The organism is Desulfosporosinus sp. FKA (genome assembly GCF_002196785.1).
GTDB lineage: Bacteria > Bacillota > Desulfitobacteriia > Desulfitobacteriales > Desulfitobacteriaceae > Desulfosporosinus > Desulfosporosinus acididurans.
In genome coordinates this window covers 181342-199478 of sequence record NZ_NAHZ01000033.1, presented here as the reverse complement: position 1 = coordinate 199478, position 18137 = coordinate 181342, and the positions used below count along the sequence as shown (strand labels likewise).

The 18137-nt window shown below is 38.6% G+C and carries 16 protein-coding genes, 10 tRNA genes and 1 riboswitch; of the genes, 2 read left to right on the top strand and 24 right to left on the bottom strand.

Annotated features, from left to right (window positions below):
• Positions 1 to 60: 60 nt before the first annotated feature.
• The 5 genes from B5771_RS20275 to B5771_RS24410 all read right to left on the bottom strand — a co-directional run bounded on the left by B5771_RS20275 (position 61) and on the right by B5771_RS24410 (position 5972).
• Positions 61 to 1584, bottom strand: coding sequence for an FGGY family carbohydrate kinase (locus B5771_RS20275; protein WP_088189145.1), 1524 nt, complete (start codon positions 1582 to 1584; stop codon positions 61 to 63).
• Between the two features lie 140 nt (positions 1585 to 1724).
• Positions 1725 to 1839, bottom strand: a riboswitch (FMN riboswitch).
• Between the two features lie 46 nt (positions 1840 to 1885).
• The gene (locus B5771_RS20270) at positions 1886 to 2614 is read right to left on the bottom strand and encodes a YkgJ family cysteine cluster protein (RefSeq protein WP_088189144.1); all 729 of its coding nucleotides are present in this window, start codon (positions 2612 to 2614) and stop codon (positions 1886 to 1888) included.
• Between the two features lie 46 nt (positions 2615 to 2660).
• Positions 2661 to 3308: a hypothetical protein gene (locus B5771_RS20265; RefSeq protein WP_088189143.1), complete on the bottom strand. Its 648-nt coding sequence runs from the start codon at positions 3306 to 3308 to the stop codon at positions 2661 to 2663.
• 87 nt (positions 3309 to 3395) lie between these two features.
• Positions 3396 to 4685 carry an NlpC/P60 family protein gene (locus tag B5771_RS20260; protein WP_088189142.1) on the bottom strand — a complete coding sequence of 430 codons (1290 nt, stop codon included), beginning with the start codon at positions 4683 to 4685 and terminating at the stop codon, positions 3396 to 3398.
• 249 nt (positions 4686 to 4934) lie between these two features.
• A complete protein-coding gene (locus tag B5771_RS24410; RefSeq protein WP_172408327.1) occupies positions 4935 to 5972 on the bottom strand; it encodes a diguanylate cyclase in 1038 nt (345 codons plus the stop codon).
• A 515-nt stretch (positions 5973 to 6487) separates the two neighbouring features.
• On the opposite strand from B5771_RS24410, the gene B5771_RS24405 reads away from it, so the two are divergent.
• Positions 6488 to 6640 (top strand): hypothetical protein, encoded by a 153-nt coding sequence (locus tag B5771_RS24405; protein WP_161796402.1) that lies wholly within the window; start codon positions 6488 to 6490, stop codon positions 6638 to 6640.
• Between the two features lie 131 nt (positions 6641 to 6771).
• On the opposite strand, the gene B5771_RS20250 is transcribed toward B5771_RS24405, so the two are convergent.
• From B5771_RS20250 to B5771_RS20220, 7 genes are all read right to left on the bottom strand, one after another.
• Positions 6772 to 6981 (bottom strand): DUF1657 domain-containing protein, encoded by a 210-nt coding sequence (locus tag B5771_RS20250; RefSeq protein WP_047808051.1) that lies wholly within the window; start codon positions 6979 to 6981, stop codon positions 6772 to 6774.
• Between the two features lie 95 nt (positions 6982 to 7076).
• Entirely contained in the window at positions 7077 to 7331 is a 255-nt protein-coding gene (locus B5771_RS20245; protein WP_047808052.1) for a hypothetical protein, read from the bottom strand.
• Between the two features lie 168 nt (positions 7332 to 7499).
• Positions 7500 to 8663 carry an FprA family A-type flavoprotein gene (locus tag B5771_RS20240; protein ID WP_172408326.1) on the bottom strand — a complete coding sequence of 388 codons (1164 nt, stop codon included), beginning with the start codon at positions 8661 to 8663 and terminating at the stop codon, positions 7500 to 7502.
• Positions 8664 to 9164: 501 nt separating this feature from the next.
• Positions 9165 to 10310, bottom strand: coding sequence for a methyl-accepting chemotaxis protein (locus B5771_RS20235; protein WP_088189140.1), 1146 nt, complete (start codon positions 10308 to 10310; stop codon positions 9165 to 9167).
• 5 nt (positions 10311 to 10315) lie between these two features.
• Positions 10316 to 10768 (bottom strand): chemotaxis protein CheW, encoded by a 453-nt coding sequence (locus B5771_RS20230; protein WP_088189139.1) that lies wholly within the window; start codon positions 10766 to 10768, stop codon positions 10316 to 10318.
• Between the two features lie 239 nt (positions 10769 to 11007).
• The gene (locus tag B5771_RS20225; protein ID WP_088189138.1) at positions 11008 to 13353 is read right to left on the bottom strand and encodes a PAS domain S-box protein; all 2346 of its coding nucleotides are present in this window, start codon (positions 13351 to 13353) and stop codon (positions 11008 to 11010) included.
• Between the two features lie 39 nt (positions 13354 to 13392).
• Positions 13393 to 14088, bottom strand: coding sequence for an MBL fold metallo-hydrolase (locus B5771_RS20220; RefSeq protein WP_088189312.1), 696 nt, complete (start codon positions 14086 to 14088; stop codon positions 13393 to 13395).
• Positions 14089 to 14184: 96 nt separating this feature from the next.
• Between B5771_RS20220 and B5771_RS20215 the strand changes: the two genes are divergently transcribed.
• Entirely contained in the window at positions 14185 to 14553 is a 369-nt protein-coding gene (locus B5771_RS20215; protein ID WP_047808055.1) for a VOC family protein, read from the top strand.
• Positions 14554 to 14850: 297 nt separating this feature from the next.
• Here B5771_RS20215 and B5771_RS20210 read toward each other — a convergent pair.
• The 12 genes from B5771_RS20210 to sigI all read right to left on the bottom strand — a co-directional run bounded on the left by B5771_RS20210 (position 14851) and on the right by sigI (position 17965).
• Positions 14851 to 14938, bottom strand: a tRNA-Leu gene (locus B5771_RS20210).
• Between the two features lie 3 nt (positions 14939 to 14941).
• A tRNA-Cys gene (locus B5771_RS20205) sits at positions 14942 to 15016 on the bottom strand.
• Between the two features lie 11 nt (positions 15017 to 15027).
• Positions 15028 to 15101: transfer RNA gene (locus B5771_RS20200), tRNA-Gly, on the bottom strand.
• Positions 15102 to 15107: 6 nt separating this feature from the next.
• Positions 15108 to 15182: transfer RNA gene (locus B5771_RS20195), tRNA-Asn, on the bottom strand.
• 7 nt (positions 15183 to 15189) lie between these two features.
• Positions 15190 to 15280: transfer RNA gene (locus B5771_RS20190), tRNA-Ser, on the bottom strand.
• Positions 15281 to 15289: 9 nt separating this feature from the next.
• Positions 15290 to 15374, bottom strand: a tRNA-Leu gene (locus tag B5771_RS20185).
• Between the two features lie 6 nt (positions 15375 to 15380).
• Positions 15381 to 15456: transfer RNA gene (locus tag B5771_RS20180), tRNA-Thr, on the bottom strand.
• A gap of 7 nt (positions 15457 to 15463) precedes the next feature.
• A tRNA-Ser gene (locus B5771_RS20175) sits at positions 15464 to 15552 on the bottom strand.
• 19 nt (positions 15553 to 15571) lie between these two features.
• A tRNA-Tyr gene (locus B5771_RS20170) sits at positions 15572 to 15655 on the bottom strand.
• Between the two features lie 32 nt (positions 15656 to 15687).
• Positions 15688 to 15763, bottom strand: a tRNA-Ala gene (locus tag B5771_RS20165).
• Positions 15764 to 16191: 428 nt separating this feature from the next.
• Positions 16192 to 17256 (bottom strand): hypothetical protein, encoded by a 1065-nt coding sequence (locus tag B5771_RS20160; RefSeq protein WP_088189137.1) that lies wholly within the window; start codon positions 17254 to 17256, stop codon positions 16192 to 16194.
• A complete protein-coding gene (gene sigI, locus B5771_RS20155; protein WP_088189136.1) occupies positions 17249 to 17965 on the bottom strand; it encodes an RNA polymerase sigma-I factor in 717 nt (238 codons plus the stop codon). The genes B5771_RS20160 and sigI overlap by 8 nt, the downstream gene beginning before the upstream one ends.
• Between the last annotated feature and the right edge of the window lie 172 nt (positions 17966 to 18137).

Sequence of the window (18137 nt, the reverse complement as noted above, 5' to 3'; positions counted from 1 at the left end):
GAGGTAATTCCGACTGTTCTTATTATTTTCCGGTATGTAGGATTGTTTTGGGCTCTCTTATCAACTGTTAGCTAACTTTCTTAATATATCTCTTTGCTGTCTATAGCGATTTCGATAGATTGTTGAATTGCTGCAATTTGGACTATATCGATTAGATATTTTTATGTTCTTAACAAGTGTCGTTGGCAAGTCCTCGATCGTTCCTGTCGCATAAGCCGCAAGTAGACAATTTGTCAGTACGGCGCCACCAGAAATTTCTAACGTAATAGCTTCACTTTGCATAACATCGGCCTTAATCTGATTCCACAGATTATCTCTGCTCCCGCCCTCTGTAATAGTTATTCTGTTAATATCAATTCCGGCATTTCTGTAAGTATCTGTAATTTCCATATAATCATAAGCAATTGCCTCTAAAACAGCTCGCCATAAAACAAATTGGTCCGTATCTAAATTCATGTTTAAAAAACAACCTTTAATATTAGCCCATTCACCGTATCCGCCGGTTAAGTATGGTAAAAACATCACCTCATTACATCCAGGCGGAATTTTTTCCGCTTTTTGGCTTAGCGATTGATAATATTTATCATCTTCAGCCTTTTGACAAAGATTATCCTTAAACCAGCGCAAGGCTAAACCTCCAGTTCTAACAAATCCCCAATAAAAATAGGTATCTTTCAATGTTCCGCTATTAAAAATCAAACCGCTTCCTTTTTTACTTAATTCCGGGATTATTCCAGTGGTAGAAACACAAAACATAGCACATGTTCCTGCCACGTCAACAGCCTTATTCGCTTCAACAATTCCACTTCCTAACATGGACTGCATCGTATCTCCTGCTCCGGCACAAATCGGGATACCTGCTGGACATCCAGTTTCTTGTGCTGTCTCTTCCGATAAGGCACCAATAATATCCCAAGGTTTTACAATCTTCGGCAGATATGCTTTATCAATCTTTAAAAGAGCTAGTTGTTCATCGGACCATTCTTTATCATAAATTCGGTAACCAAGACCCCAGCCCGACATTGTTCCCCAATCAATAAAAGCATCACGGCTGTCTAAACCGGCCAAATTCATAAGAATGTAAGGAGCATTGTGGACAAACTTTTTGCCCCTTTCTTGAAACGCTTTATTATTAGCTAACAGCCACCTGGCATGCAAAGCGGGAAACATACAAGATGGTTCAGCATTGCCGGTCTCTTTGCCCCAAATATCCAGATCCAATTGATTTAAAGTTTCCACATCGCTTTGAGTCCTAGAATCCAAATAATTAATGTAAGGAGTAATCGCCTTCCCTCTCTCGTCAACCCCAACAATTCCACAAATAATTCCGTCACCCATAATGGCTTTAATTAGACTAGGGTCAATGCCCTTAGTTTGCAATTGCTCAATACATTGTTTAATTCCCAATTTAGTCAAGGATAAGTATTCTTCAGCATCCATATCCACCCATCCCGGCTGGGGGCAGCTCATCGTTGTCTGATTGGATGCTTTTGCGACACAGTGCATAGTTTCAGTATAAACAGCCACTTTTACGCTTTGTGATCCCGCATCAAAACTAAGATAGCAGCTTTCCAAAGTATACATCTCCTTTAATGTTTATGAACGCTAGTGAACTCGAGGGACCCACCCCCACTGATAAACCACAGGATAAAAAAATCTCTTAAGCATCCTTAAGAGATTTTGACAAGACAAACTTAATACATAATAGCGATTATGTATATGAACATCACCTTCTCTCATCCAGACTATACTGTCGGCTTCGGAATTCAACCGAATCTGCTTTACGGCTCGCGGGCTTTACCGCCGATAGGGAATTTCACCCAACCCTGAAGGATGATTATATTAACTTATTAATAAAGTAACACCATTGCTTCACTTTGTCAATTTAAGCCAATTCCCCAGATATCAGATCTTTTAAGCACTCAGTACCTAAAGAAAGCACTTGAAAACCAAATTTCATTAACTGAACATCATCATGCCTTATCTCTTCAAATCGTTCCGCAGTTACATCCATTTTTTCGAGCAAGGAAGTATTATGCCTTAAATAGCTTTTGAAGTTATCCAAATCGTAACAAGCTAAGAAGAATAACTTAATCATCTTATTATCAATTTCAAGCTCACCTGTAAGTTTTAAATAACTGGGGATTTGACTAAACCCTTGTTCCATTTCTTCGTAAATTTCTAACCCCTGGTCAGAAATCCACTCTTTAATAGTTTGGCTTTTTTTCTCATTCAACCCATGGCAACGGGAAGATTCAAAAATAAAGGAGTATTTTCCTCCCCCCAGCATGTCCACCGGCGCAATACGGCAAGACCAGGGCCGTTCTTTATAAACCCGACACCCTTTTGGGGTAATGAAAGGACATGTTAAATTATCCTCCTCAGACATCTTAATCTGAACTATAGAAAAACCGGTGGGCAATTGCACGTTTAGAGTGTATTTATCCAGGAATTCTTCTGAAGAAATACCGAGCAAATTCTTCATTCTGAGGACATCATAAGGTGTGAGATAAATATTAATGTCGCGGCAGCATTTTTTAAAACAATCGAGACCGTCATGACAAAGAAAATTAAACTCACTGTCCTCATTCAAAACTAACTTTCGCTGATCCATAATTAACTAAGTCTCCTTCCACTCCTTGTCGTTGTATAGCCAGTATTCAGTTCTCATCAACGTAATCAAAACTTACAAACCCACCGCCCAATGCAGTTGTCTGAAACCATTGCCCTAAATCAATTTCTTTTATATACCCGCCATCCAAAATTCTTATCGTTGCTCTGCTGTCTTCTTCGGCGTACAACATTGAAATGATGGTTACCCAGTGCCAAGAATCCAATCGTTTTTCTTCTCCATTATCTAAATTTAGAAAAGCTACAGGTCTGTCATTGCCCAATGCTTGATCTAAAAACGTCAAAAGTTGCTGAAATAAGGGACGAGATTTTCGGCCTTTAGGTACATCTAAAATTTCAAGTTGTATAGTTCGTTTCATTGCTTCTGCATATTTCAGGACATCATCGCCGAAAAGTTTTGTCGTTGGAATTCCACGCATTGTTGGTTTCACATATTGATAAACTTCTTCCATTAATAATAAGGCCTTGCGCTTTGTCCATAGCCGCTTATCCGATATCGAGCTCTTTCGCGTACAGTTGAGGTAATACACAATATTCGTTGCAACCGTCGGTCCGCATCCGGCTCGGCGCTGCCACATCGTAGTATACCACTCTTGATTGCAGCCATAAAAACTATTTTGAGTATCTTCTTCCTGTATTTTAAAAATATTTTCGTCAGCAATTGATCGATTTATCATAGATTCCTCCAGAAAATAGAATTTGGTGAGGAGATGAAGGCCATTATAGTAATTATACCGTAAAGATCATCCGTTTTAATAGCCGCGTTAGAGTTTTTCTAGAAAAGCCACACGCCTGGCACCCAAATAGCGTGAAGCCCAGTAAGAATTCGTTATATTATCAAAACAAACGCCGTATGCTTCAGAATCAATCATCATATTGTTTCCAATATAAATCCCTACATGAGATGCACCAGCTTCATAAGTGCTGAAGAAAAGGAGATCACCGGGTTTTAGATCCGTTTCAGGAATTCCTATGCCCTCCTTAAACTGATCTTGAGACACGCGATTTAATTTAACTCCAAAATGCCCATATACATACTGAACAAATCCTGAACAATCAAAACCGGGGCTTGAAGTAGTTCCGCCCCAAACATAAGGCGTTCCCAAATATTGTTCAGCATAGGCTAAGATAGACTGAAAATTATAAGGAATAGACACTAACTGCTTGTTTTTGCTATTTAAAAGATCAGCGTCAGCAGCATCACTTGGATTTATGCCGTCCGCACGCCCGGCTGCAGCTAATGAGGTTTCTAAGGATTGTTCTTGAGCCAATTCATCGATATTGGATTGTACTTCTATTGAAGAAAGTATTGTTGTTTTCTCTTGAGAATTTACTTGAGCAAGGAGATTTTGCTGGGTAGATAAGAGCTGTTGCTGTGTTTGTTGTAATTTCTTTTTATCTTCAAGCGAGGCCTTTACTGAAGCCATTTTCTCACTGATTAAGGACTGCTTCTTAGTAATATTGGTATTGGCAATTGAAATCTCCTGATTCAAGTCTCTAAAATCGTCAATAATATAAGAGACATATTCCCAGCGATCAAGAAAGTCTGACATACTCGTCGATTGAAATAACACGTTCATATATGGAAGATAACCCACTTCTTCATTTCCACTTTGATAAAAAGTATTTAGGATATCTCCCAATTTATCACTATCGTCTTGATGTTGCTTTTGAAGCTGAATTTCCTGCGTTTGCAAATCCTTAAGTTGTTTTTGTTGGCTCTCTAAAGCAGATTGATCATTGGTAATTCCCTCATTTATGGTTTGCAGAGATTGCTGCAATGATAAAATTTTCATATCAAGGGCAAGCTCCTGTTCTGTCTGATTACTGAACTGGCTATTTAGTTTTAATTCTTGTTCAGCGAATTGCTGCAATTCATTAGCGTCGTTCTTGTTTGGGGTTTCCTTTGCGGAATTACTTTGAGTCTGTGAATTTGTTAATTGTGAACTTGTCGGAGCATTTGTTTGAGTTTGGGCTTGGGCTTGTACCTGTAAAGGCAGACAAAAAATACATGCCATACAAATAAAAATTAATATTTTAAATTTATTATTCATTATTATTCCTCTTTTTGAATATTTATTATGTCTTAACTACTATTCGCTAAAATCATCCTATATCCTTTGTTTTTAATGTTAAGTTTTTGTCAACCTTTGCTTTTTTCTTAATTTCAGTTCATCTAAATCACAAAAAGCTAAAAGACATCTCTTTTGAAGATATCCTTTAGCTTTTTGTGATGACTTTTATCCAATTGTGAGACTTTCACCACTTAGTAATCATCTGAGTGGGAAAAAGATACACTATGCTTATGCTTCAACCCGATTTCTCCCCTTATGTTTTGCCACATAAAGCTTGTTATCAGCACATTCAATTAATTTTTCAGCATTAATCCTTGGAGCACGTGAGGAAGGTTTAATGCTGCAAACACCCAAGCTTGCTGTGATTTTAATCGAACATTCTCCATATACTATTTCACTGTTTTCTACAGAACTTCTCATATGCTCAGCTATTTCAACGGCCCTTTTAAGACCTGCACCAGGAAGGCAGATTAAGAATTCCTCACCTCCATACCTTGAAATCCAATCACTTTCCCGTTGAATACATCCAGAAAGAATATCTGCAACAGCTTTTAACGTATGGTCTCCTGCTACATGACCATGGGTATCATTAACATTTTTGAAAAAATCGATATCCGCAATAATAATTGATAAACTTTGCTCAGAAAGTGAGGTACTAATAATATCTACAGGCAGTTTCTGATCGATATAACGTCGATTGTAAGTACCAGTCAATGTATCTTTAAAAGCTAAATTGCTCATCTTATCTATTAACTTATAGATTTCAGGACAGTTTCCATTTTCAAACGTTATAGACTCCGTTGTATTCTTCAATAATTCAAAAACAATGTCAAATTCACCATTTGCAGCCTGATCAACTGATGTACCTAAAACTCTAACTTGGTTACGGATAAAGTCCTTTAATTCTTCATCTCGCAGCATCATAATAATCATACCGGCAGCTATTCTCGCTACGGGAGGAACAATTTCCAAAGGTCCGGCAATTCCAAAGGTACCAATTTTGGCACCTTCTGCTTCAATAGCAATACTAACTCCTTCTTTTACTCGCCCGTTTGACTCTTCAGCCTCCTGGGCTGTAATAACTGCCGAATCTTTATCCGAGGTTAATATCTGATAACTTCCTTTATGCTTTTGACCAATCCTTACTTGCTCTGAATCAGCAATGATTGTTCCAGTATTATCACAGACTATGACATCGAATCCGCTTTGTTTATGAATTAATTCAACAATCTTTTGGGCAACAGCATCACTGAGCTTTATAACCATTAAAATTTAAACTCTCCTTTTTCTTCTCAGCAGATCCTTCATTACACTTATCTTAAGAGGAAATACAAGCATTGCTTTAGTTACAATTCTTCATAACATTTTTTGATATAATTCTCCTTATATCGACTATTTCCTTCTTTTATTCAAATTATTTTAACTATTATCATTCTGTTCAACCCTTATGAATTTTAACCTATAAAGCAAATCTGTGTTCCATCATAGTCTAGCCTCTTCTGATCATCCAAAATGCAATTCGCTGATTGGATTATAGTCAGGACGTAATTTATGCATACCCTAGTCTGACACGATAATAGTCTAGTTTATATTCATAGGAGATTATGCGTATTTTCCCCTAGCAATTGGAAAATATTACACTCAAAGTGATCAGCATTTGAATGGCAATCACAATCGGAATAATTCCATTTGTAATTCTAATGAGTAAAGGGATTTAAGTTTGGATATTCTTATATTAGATCTGATTAATTGATTCACACTAACAGGAAGGAGTGTTAGGTATGGACTTTGCGTCTTGTTCAAAATGTCTATACGGACAAACAACTATTTGTGATGCATTTATGCTTCACCAGTTTCAAAGCGGCAATGGTGTTACGGAAATAACCTGGCAGGGCGGCGGGTGCCCTTTTTATAATCAATATCAAAAGCCTTAAAGTATCCTAGTGAAGCAGATATTATAATGACAGCAAAAAATAGAAACAATTACATACAAGGACTAAAAAGTCGCCCTTGGTGCAGGGCGACTTTTACTGTGTCTGATTTATATTTCACTGGCCTTTTCTCTCTAACTCAAAGGTTTATTCATACTGTTATTCTGAGTTACATAGGCCAGCCTACCCCTAAGCAGTGCGACATGACGCTCCATGTCGGAAGACATTTCTTTGAACATTTGTTTCGCTGTTCCATCCAGGGTCGACGCTGAAAAAGTTTCATACGTTCCAAGAGCTGATTGAGCAGCGGCTACTGCTTTTTCCAAATCTGCTTGAACAGTCAAATTAATCCCTCCCTGTAAGTATTTAAACTTAGTATGTGCATAATTCCTAATACTAATCAGCTATGTTTCCCCTAGATTTATTGAAATTGAATGCCTTAACTACCCGATATTAGCATTATTGCTTCATCTAGAGCACGAAGATATGCTAAAGGCAAGTCAGAAATCGCCGCTCTGATTTCTTTAAAGGCGATCAAATGAGCTTCTAAAGATTGTGCATTCTGTGGGTAACAAGAATCTGCCAATTGATTGAGATACTTCGCCTCAGCAGGATAACCATTTTGACTGAGATAATCATAAAGGAGCAGTGCTAATTTAAAGACATCACTTTGAGTTTTTATAGTAAATGACATTTTGCAACCTCCCATTCTGCAAATTATGGTATATAGAGGCCCTTGATCCAATCATAAGACTCCCACTTCACCAAGGGGGGCTATACCTTAATCATTATACAAAAAGGACTGGAGTATTTCAGCATCCAGTCCCAAAGTAAAAATAAATTTCCGATTTCCGCTTAAGATCTATTTAAGAGTCATTGCAATCTTTTTAGTTATCTCGGTTAACTGATCAGAATCAGGAATATACTGGATTCTTATTTGCTCCAAGAGATCAAAATTCATACTCTTCAATACATCTTCAACCATGCCAACACTTTGGCCCCCCCAGCCATAAGAACCAAAAGCTAAACCAATCCGCTTTTTAGGAGCCAAACCTTTTAAATATGTTAAAAAAGCAGCTACGGTGGGAAGCATGTTATTGTTCAAGGTAGGTGAGCCTACACATATATATTTAGCAGTAAGGACTTCTGTCATAATATCAGAGATATGATTCGTTCTTAAATTCCTCATTCTAGTGGTAATGCCTTTCTCCTCCATGGCGTTCTGTATAGCATAAGCTATCATCTCTGTTGAGTTCCACATTGAATCATATACTATTACTGCCTTATCATCCGTCTGATCCGCAGACCACTTACGATATTCGCTTAGGATATCCTTTATTTTCGAACGCCATATTACTCCATGGCTTGGAGCAATGGTATCAATCTCCAAAGCAGACACTAATTCTAAGGCTTTTTCAACTTGTTTGCCATAAGGGAGTACAATATTGGCATAGTATTTTGCAGCTTCTTCCATAACAATATCCGCTGAAAGTTGATCGTCAAAGCGTTCCGATGTAGCAATGTGCTGTCCAAAAGCATCATTGGAAAACAATATTTTGTCCTCCTGTAAATAGCAAACCATATTGTCAGGCCAATGAACCATGGGAGTATGGATAAAGGTAAGACTTCGCTTACCCAAACTTAGCGTTGTTCCTGATTTCATCACATTATAATTCCAATTACCTTTATAGTGGGCTTTTAGACCTTTTTCCCCATTTAATGAGGTGTAAATTTGAGCTTGCGGTGCTGCTTCCATTAAACGAGGGAGCCCACCGGAATGATCCATCTCCACATGATTAGATACGATATAATCTATTTTCGAAGGATCAATAACTTCAGAGATTCGTGCTAACATTTCATCGGCTAAATAATGCTTAACCGTATCAATGAGGGTTATTTTTTCATCAATAATTAAATAAGCATTATATGTAGTACCCCTCGGAATTAGATATCCGTGGAAATTTCGAATATCCCAGTCGATTCCCCCGACCCAATAGACATTTTCGGCGATTTGGACAGGTTTCATTTTGAGCACTCCATTCTAAAATTTAATATAGTTTGTTCACAAAAGACTCGACAAGTAGTGAACTCGTTCGAAGGACCCACCCCCACTTAAGAAGTAGGGGTCTTAAAATTGGATAAATCTAACAAGTAATAAAGCTAGACGTAATACGTTTTATACCGACACAAGCAATTGAAACGTCCTAGTAATTGAAATTTGAGAGCACCGAACTTATTTATAATAATTATTATATCATATTGGATTTACAGTTCAAGTGGTTTTGATTATTTGATTATTTGATTTTATTACTATTTTCAATTTTAGTCTATTTCATTCCCCTTGTTTACTTACATCAAATCGACCCTAAAATGAATTGCAGCAATACTTAACAAACTGAACTTAGATAAAACAAAAAATGCCGGATCTTAGAAAAATAATCCGGCATTAACGTTACTATCTTCTCAACATTTCAGTTATTCAAATACAATCTTTTTAATTATATCTCGACCCTTGCTTACCTATAAGCTATAAAGTCTTAGCAATGTTGCTCAATTCCATTGACATTGATGTAATTTCTTCAATACTTGCAGTAATTTCTTCTGAAGCTGCTGCTTGTCCCTGACTGGCATCTAGGGATTGGTTGCTTTTTTGACTAGCTTCCTCAACTTTGGTCTTAATCGATTCTGTTAGTTGCTTAATTTTTGGTACAGTACTCTTGGATTGAGCAGAAAGCTTCCTGATCTCTTCAGCAACCACTCCAAAACCTCGTCCCGCGTCACCCGCTCTTGCGGCCTCGATAGCTGCATTTAAACCTAACATTTTTGTTTCATCTGCTATTTCCTTGATGAAATCAGACACTTCATTGATTTTTTCCGATATATCAATAATCTCTTTAATATTCGAATTTAGATCTCCTTCGTTAGAATGAATTTGCGTTGCTGATGCCGCTAATTCCTCAATAGCCGCTGCAATCCCTGTCAGGCTGCTTTCCAGATTACTGGACATTTCACGGAGTTTAAAGGCCGTTTTCTTTGGTGTGACGATGCCTATCGTAGCCACTATGTCCCCCCCATCATCTGTAAGCGGATAATTAGCAACATTAAGCGGCATACCAAATCGTGAAGCATCAATTTCATTAATGATCGGCTGTTTCGATTTCAACACATGATAAGCAGTGTCATCTTCAGTTAAAACATTGCCAACTTTAACAGAGGGCAGATCAAATTTTGTTGAAGATTGCGCATAAGCTATTTGAGTTAAATCGGACATATATAGAAAAGCTCCTTCATGAAACATTTCCGCTAAAATTGGAGCGAAATCATCAAAGGCAGCAGCAACAGGATGTAATTTTGGAACGATTATGGAAAATGCACCTACTGCATCACCATTGGTATCGAGTACAGGAATGGAAATAATGGAGACTCTTTTTCCATAGACAGTACGAGGAACATTTTGGATTAAAACTTCTTTTTGCCGAATCGCCTGTATTGTTGTTGAACTGTCGTTTAATTTATTGCCGACCTTAATGGCATCAATCGAGAATGATGATGAAGCTTTCACCCATACAAAGGTGTCTCTTTCAATGATACAGAATATAACCCCGCCCGGAATAAAATTCGTTAACTGCTCAGCTAAAACTTTACATGACTCAATTTCTGCTAATGCGATCATGCCTATCACTCCTCATTATGCCATTTCGTAAGTAACTCTTCTTTGAGTTTATTGCTGTTAAGTATAAGAACTATGCGGTTATCAATTCGAGCTATGGCTTCTACGCTGTTACTCCCTAGAGTAAAGATCTGAGTATTTAGTTTTTCAACAGCTTGTTCTTCGAGCTTAATAACTTCCGACACATCATCAACAATGATTCCCACTAAAATCTCTTCTAAGTCAAGAACAAGCAAACGGCTATCAAGACCTCGGTCCGTTTCCATAAAACCGAAGCGCTTTTTTAAATCAAGGATGGGAATCACTTTTCCACGCAAATCAATAACGCCTTCCATGAATGGTGGCATATCAGGCATTCTTTTAATTCTTTCCGGGATACGGATAATTTCTTGGGCGTAAGCAATCTCAAGACCATATTCGTCTTCGCCCAAAGTAAAAACAACCAATTCTAAAGAACTCATGTCAAAACCCCCTTTCTTTCGCCTAAAACTCTATGAGATTATAGTAAAAGGTTTAGTAAAAACATTAGGACATTCCATCTTATTCCATACAAAAGGATATTCGACTAATTCCAAATTTTAAATAAATATTAAGGTATTTAGAAACAATATACAATTGCCCAAATTGTATATTTATTAGACAAAAAAATTACAGTTTATTATCCCGTATGGATAATAAACTGTTTCTTTATGTCGAATAATTATACAATCTTATTCAACTTATAAATCATAATTGCTGCCGAAAGAGCTAAACGTATCTGATAATTATCTAATGAAATCGATAATAACTTTTCAATACGCTGCTTCCGAAACATTAAAGTTTTCCTATGAATAAATAGTTCTTCAGCTGCTTGTCTGAGATTGTTACTTTTTAAGATCTTTTCAAGAGTGTTCAAAAGGTCTGTTCCTTTTTGTTGATCATAGCTGATAAGAGGCCCGATATTATTTTCAACAAACTCTCTCTTATCATCCTTCCTATCTATTGCTGCCAGAATTTGAAAAAGGCCTATGTCACGGAAATGAAAAATTCCTCCTTCTTCTTCTGATAAGCATTTTGATGCCAAAAGTGTATTCCATGCCTCCTGGTAGCATTTTTTAACACTGCCCATTTTACAGTGACTATCGCTGATAGCAATAGTTACTGTAAGATTAGGGACATATTCATTAATAACTTGTTTGATTTGCAAGGCAGTTTGCTGAGTTTTTTCCCGTTCATTTCCTCTTTCTTCATCATGACAAAGTATACAAATGTTATTTCGATTTTCCCAAACCGTAACTTTCATCTGCTCAGTGATTTGTCGCACAATTTCAAGCTTAAGATCTCCATTAGGACTCAGCTTGCTTCCTCGAGACATTAAATCAATATCCTGACATTGGATTATGCAGCAAAAGAGAGATTGTTTAAGGTCAATTCCCCACTCTTTAGCGATGGCTAAAGTTTTATCATCATAGGAGGTATCACCATTGATCCGATCATTGATGAAATCGCTTCGTCGCCTTAGTTCATAAGTAAAGCGGAGAGTCTGCTCAATGCGGATCCGTTGAGTAATGTCAGATACTAAGAGAACTGCCGTTTTTTTACCGTTCACCTTATAATCCATGGGAGCAGTCCGACCTTCAAAATAGCGTTTCTCAGTTCCCATATTCAGTCCACGCAACATATGGCTTACTTCCCCATTTGTTATAGCCTTGCGAACATGATTGAGCATAGTTTGGGCTAAATCCGGAGGAAATAGCTCATAAACGGTGTGTCCTCTCATAGTTTCTGGCGGGTAGAGAAACTGGTTATCATGACCAAAAACCTCTATATAACGTCCATCTTCATCAATAATGGCAGTAAGCTCCGGAATAGCTTGGGCAAAATCCTTTAGACGTTTTTCGCTTTCACTGATTAATTCTTCCAGTTTTTTGCGTTGAGTAATATCAAGAATTAAGCCTAAATAGCGAATCGGACGCAGTTGCTGATCATAAATTTTCGAGCACGTGGAATAAACCCAGCGATAAGTACCGTCTTTATGACGCAAACGGTATTCTAAAGCGTATACATCGGATTTTTTAGTATATAAGCTTTTAATCGCTTGGTCAACTCTGTCAACATCCTCGGGATGGATTAAGCTATGCCAATCAATCACTTCATTAGCGTTATAGCCGACAATTGCTTTACAGCGTGAATCTTGATGGGCCGTCTTCTCAATAAGGTCAACCTCCCAAGTCCCTGCCCTTGCTCCATCAAGAATAAGTGATAAACGTTCATGGTTTTCCTTTAACTTTTTCTCATTCTGCATCTTCTCCGTAACATCAAAAATAATCGAATTGATAAATAGTTTATCAAGGGATTGAAAAGGGCAGGCGAATATTTCAACATTACGAATTTCGCCATTCACTAGCCGATGTTCACTGTAAAAAGATTTTCCCTCGCTATTTATAATCTCTTGTAACATTTCATCAACTCGTAATCTATCATCCTTCTCGATACTATAGATTGACATTTTGTCTAATTGTTCTGCTGTATAGCCGTAATAATTAGCAGCAGCTTGATTGGTTTTTACAATTTTTCCGGTTTTAGAATCAACAACCATCATTACTGCAGGACTGTTCATATATAGGTTACGATATTCCATTTGTTTCTCATGCAATCGATTTTGGAACTCGATATGTTTGGTTAGGTCTTTAAACATATAAAGGTGCCCAAACTTTTTCCCCTTAGCATCGAGCATTAGTGATGCATTTCGTCTGATAGTCCGACCATCTTTTAAAATTAGTAAATCTTCCTTGGTACTTTCGGACTTTTCGTGAAGAAGTTTATATCCCTCCCTAAAATTCTCAACATCTTGAACTAATGTCGAGCAGTAATCGATAAAATCTTGATGCATATAAATACCCATCAGAAGGTTTTTATGCATATGTTCTAAGTGCCATAACTTTATAAACTCCTGATTACTAAAAATAATCTCATTATTTTCATCATTGACTGCACAGCAGGCTAAGGGAATAGCACGTACCATGGCCCAAAGAGAACTACACTCACTAAGCTGCGTCTTATCCATTATAAAATACCTCCTTGGAGTGCTTGTCCGTACTCTTTTTTAAAGGCTTAACTCTTGCCCCTTTTGAGAGAATTTGAGAATTTTGCAGGAGGAATCTTTCATTTTATCTACAAAGTCCTCCAGGGTTTCAGGGCTATCGGCAAAGTGCATCGGTATAAGATATTTTGGATTAAGTTCCCGAATAAAATACTCTGCTCCCGCCAGATAATTCTTTTCGAGCCTAGGGTCAACAGGAAAGAATGCAAAATCAATGACCTCACCTTTGATTCTTTGAATTTCATCCTTAAACTCTTTCTCGGCCTTGGCCATCTCTTCCTGAGTATCAATCCAATACCACCAGTTTAAATCTCCGGCATGAAAAAGACGGGTTTCTTCATCCTGGACCAGAAAAGAAACACCTATATCTGTAGAATTATAAGCCTTAATTTTCAAACTGCCCAATTCGACTTTTTCGTAGGGGGCAAGTACGTTCAGGTTATTTAACTTTGGAGAAACAAGAATATCATTGCTAAAGATATAGTGAATATCCGATCTTTCTTTTTGCCATTCTAGGATCAAAGGATTAAAATGATCAGGATGACTATGAGAGGAAAAGACAAAAATATTTTTAGGACTTTTCTTGATTAAATCGCCGATACTACCTTGATAATAATCAAAAACAAGTAAATTGTTTCGCGTTTCGACTACAAAACCACTATGATATAAATATTTTATTTTAAGATGTGCGTTTTCCATTGTTATCACCTCATAATGATTATACAATAAATTTGAAGAAATCAAGAGTCTGCTGCTCAAGGACAACTTGACAAAATTTGAGAAAGAAGGTTTCCTATGAAATTTCGATTTAATCATAATAACTTTAACATCCTAGACCTCGAAAAAAGCCTAAAATTCTATCAAGAAGCCTTGGGTCTGGTAGAAGTCAAACGATTTGAACCGCCAAGCGGTGATTTTATCCTTGTTTATCTTGGAGATGGAGTTACAGAACATAGCTTGGAACTGACATGGTTAAAAGAGCGAACAAAACCCTATGATTTAGGGGAGAACGAATTCCATGTAGCTTTTATGGTTGACGATTTCGAAGCAGCATATGAACGTCACAAAAAAATGGGATGCATTTGCTATGAAAATAAAGAAATGGGTATCTATTTTATTAACGATCCAGACAATTACTGGTTAGAAATTGTCCCCCAAAAATAACGAGATCCCCATACACTTTGATACCATCACATCGTTCTAAGATTTACATATGCTGCTGAGCGGAACTGGCAGGTTTTGGCAGGATATTGCACTTATGAAGATAAGAAAAAAATGCCTTAGAGAAACTTTCTTTAGGGCATTTTTTCTTGCCAATATTAGGTTTTTACAGTTAATGAGACCACAACTAAACTCAAAAACGACAAAATACGTTGGCAAATTTCTTTCACAAAGCCAACGTATTATTACGTCAAAAGAAAAGATAACCCTATGATATTTTCCAGCTTATTAATTATGTAATGGTGCCGATGACCGGAATCGAACCGGTACGGGCTATTAACCCGCGGGATTTTAAGTCCCGTGCGTCTGCCAGTTCCGCCACATCGGCAATTGGAGGCGGCACCCTGATTCGAACGAGGGGGTCGAGGTTTTGCGGACCTCTGCCTTACCACTTGGCTATGCCGCCATAAGTATTACTGGAGCGGGTGATGAGAATCGAACTCACGTAGCTAGCTTGGAAGGCTAGTGCTCTACCATTGAGCTACACCCGCAATAAATGGCTCCCCGAGTAGGACTCGAACCTACAACCTACCGGTTAACAGCCGGTTGCTCCACCATTGAGCTATCGAGGAATGGATCTGGCGGAGAAGGAGGGATTTGAACCCTCGCGGCAGTTACCCACCCTAACGGTTTAGCAAACCGTCCTCTTCAGCCACTTGAGTACTTCTCCAAGTATATTTGGTGCGGAAGACGGGACTTGAACCCGTACGGAGTTACCCACACGCCCCTCAAACGTGCGCGTCTGCCAGTTACGCCACTCCCGCAATAGCTGGAGCCATTGACCGGGATTGAACCGGTGACCTTATCCTTACCAAGGATACGCTCTACCGACTGAGCTACAATGGCAATATAATGGCGGAGGGGGTGGGATTCGAACCCACGGCCCCTTGCGGAGTCACTGGTTTTCAAGACCAGCTCCTTAAACCACTCGGACACCCCTCCAAAAATAACACTTTTTAATTGGTGGGCAGGGATGGATTCGAACCATCGTACCTCGCGGAACAGATTTACAGTCTGTCGCCTTTAACCACTCGGCCACCTACCCATTTCAATTCTTAAGATACAGAAGTTTTCTAATGGTGGAGGTAAGCGGGATCGAACCGCTGACCCCCTGCTTGCAAGGCAGGTGCTCTCCCAGCTGAGCTATACCCCCAAACAAAACAATTATACAGATCCCCGGCCAGAGCCTTTGCTCAAAACCACTCTCCTTTGGAAGGAGGTGATCGAATTGATGCCAGAATTGTATTTTAGCACTTTAACTTAACCTTGTCAAGAGGAAAAATTAATAGCTTAAAATCCAGGTTTAAGACTGAGTGATACCAAATTTTTCGTCTACCTTGACCGAGTTCAAATGTTACCATTAATAGAGTAAATTGTCAATACCAGATCACTACAGGCAATTGAGTTTAAATCCTGAACTTTTTAAGATTTTAATGAACAAGAACTTACGTCATATTGTTATACATTTTAACATCCGCTATCCCAAAAATGCAATGACGAAAATTATCTTATCAGTTCATTAGCTGCTTATTTGAACATGTTTAATTTGGATTTATGCTTTTACTATTAGTTAATGCTCCGTTATCCTTTTGAACTCTCGTTGGGTGTGCCCTTTTCCGCTTTTTTCTTGAATTCTCCCGGAAAACGATTTGAGCCTTTATTCATCTGAGGCTTTTCATGTCTATTATTCATAGAATCATTGCCATTGCCCCTCTGTTGTTTTTGCTCCGTATTGAAACCATTGCCGGGCATTTTAGCTGAGGAGGGCGGCAATTTATCAGGCTTTGGCTTTCCTTTCGTTTCTTTATTTGATTGATCAGAGGATCCAGAATCAGGCCTTACATTTCCATTCGTTTGAGGCGTACTTAATTCCATCCCATGTTTACCAGTCTTGATCTGCTCTTGAACCTGGGGATTTTCAAGTAATCGATCCCGTTCTGAATTATCTTTTAGTTTCTGAGCTTGCGTCTCGACTCCGGCCTTTTGAGCAGTCTGCCAAAGCGCATATTCCCCAAGAGTCAATTCTCCTTGTTGTGCTAGCTCGCGCTCCTGAGAGGTCAGAGGAAAAACTGCAACCTGTGGAGTAAACCCATTTTTCTTAATTGCTCTCGTGACCCATAAAGCGATTTGTTGATCGTTAAGTTCTTTAGGCATTTGATCTGAGGTTTTATCTGACATTGGAGAATATCCCACCACGACCCAGTTTTGTTGGGAATTCAGGAATTTATGATCATAAGATTGGGTGATAATTTGTTCAAGGGCCTTATCTAGTGGCTGTCCTTTAAGATCTAACTGACTTAACATGCTTTTGGCATCATCATTTTCGCTCTGGAACTTTAATAAGCGCCCTTGGGAGTCAATCGTAAATTGTAAACTTGGATTAATGTCTACTGAGAGCAACGCAACTGCAGTTGGTGCTTGATAAAGGTTCCATCCCAAACAAGCCATCAAGACTAAGAGGAATAATGCGGCTACCCCTGCCCCAATACGCAGGCTGTTTGCATTCATTATACCTGTCCGAACTTCGATTTCCTCGCCTGCTTCAATGTTCCGTCGCCTGTAAACATGGCGAAAAGCGCCGTCATTTCCTAAAACAGTGTAGCGAAACCCGGATTTCTCCAGTACCACAGCTTTCAACTTACTCATTTTCTCCCCCCTTTTCCCGCGAGGTGACATATTCTCTTAAATATATATAGTCATGTTGATTGGCTATAAGCAAAGCTACTGCTAAGATATATTTCCGTCCCCTTTCCAAAACTTTAGGGTGAATCTGAGTTTTCAGTGCTAAAGCTTGCATAGGGACTTTTCCAGTTCGTTCAACATGGGCCCATAGTTCTTCGTCAAATGCCAGTTCTCTTGCCGCCCTAAGCAATGTCTCACGAGAATCTCGATGTTTGGGTGAAGCTGCAACTAAATCTTGAAAGGTAAGGTTTACTGCCGCCAAAGCTTGCGTAAACTGTTGAATTTCCGCCGCCCTCTCCCGGTTTTGTTCTTTCTCTTTGAATTCATTTAAACTCAGATGAATTTCAATGTCTCGTCCAATATCCTCTTGGTCGAGTGAATTTGTCAGCTGTGACCGCTGTTTCCGATGATAATCAATAAGGCGCCTTTTGATTAAAACTCTGGCAAATGCTAAAAAAGGCACGCCTTTATCAGCAATAAACAAATCGATGGCTTCATTAAAAGCGATCAAAGCCTCGGATAATTCCTCATCCCTGCCCCATTCCAGAAAATGAAAACACGCCTGGCTAGCCACATGACAAATAAACATTTGAGATTTGGCCAAAAAATCCTCTCGGGCTTTCGAATCCTCTTTCAAACGCTGCCACGTCGATTGGTCTTCCCATTCCGGCATGCTTTCTTCCTCCTACCCTCTTATACGATAGGGTTTCTCCTTTTTTAGGGGGGCTCACCCCAAATTACCTTCAGATTCTTCTACAAATACAAAAATACCGGTAGTTTAATCACCCAACTGTAAACATTCGATACATTGTTAGTCATTTCCTCTCGCGGTAACCAAAAGCTCT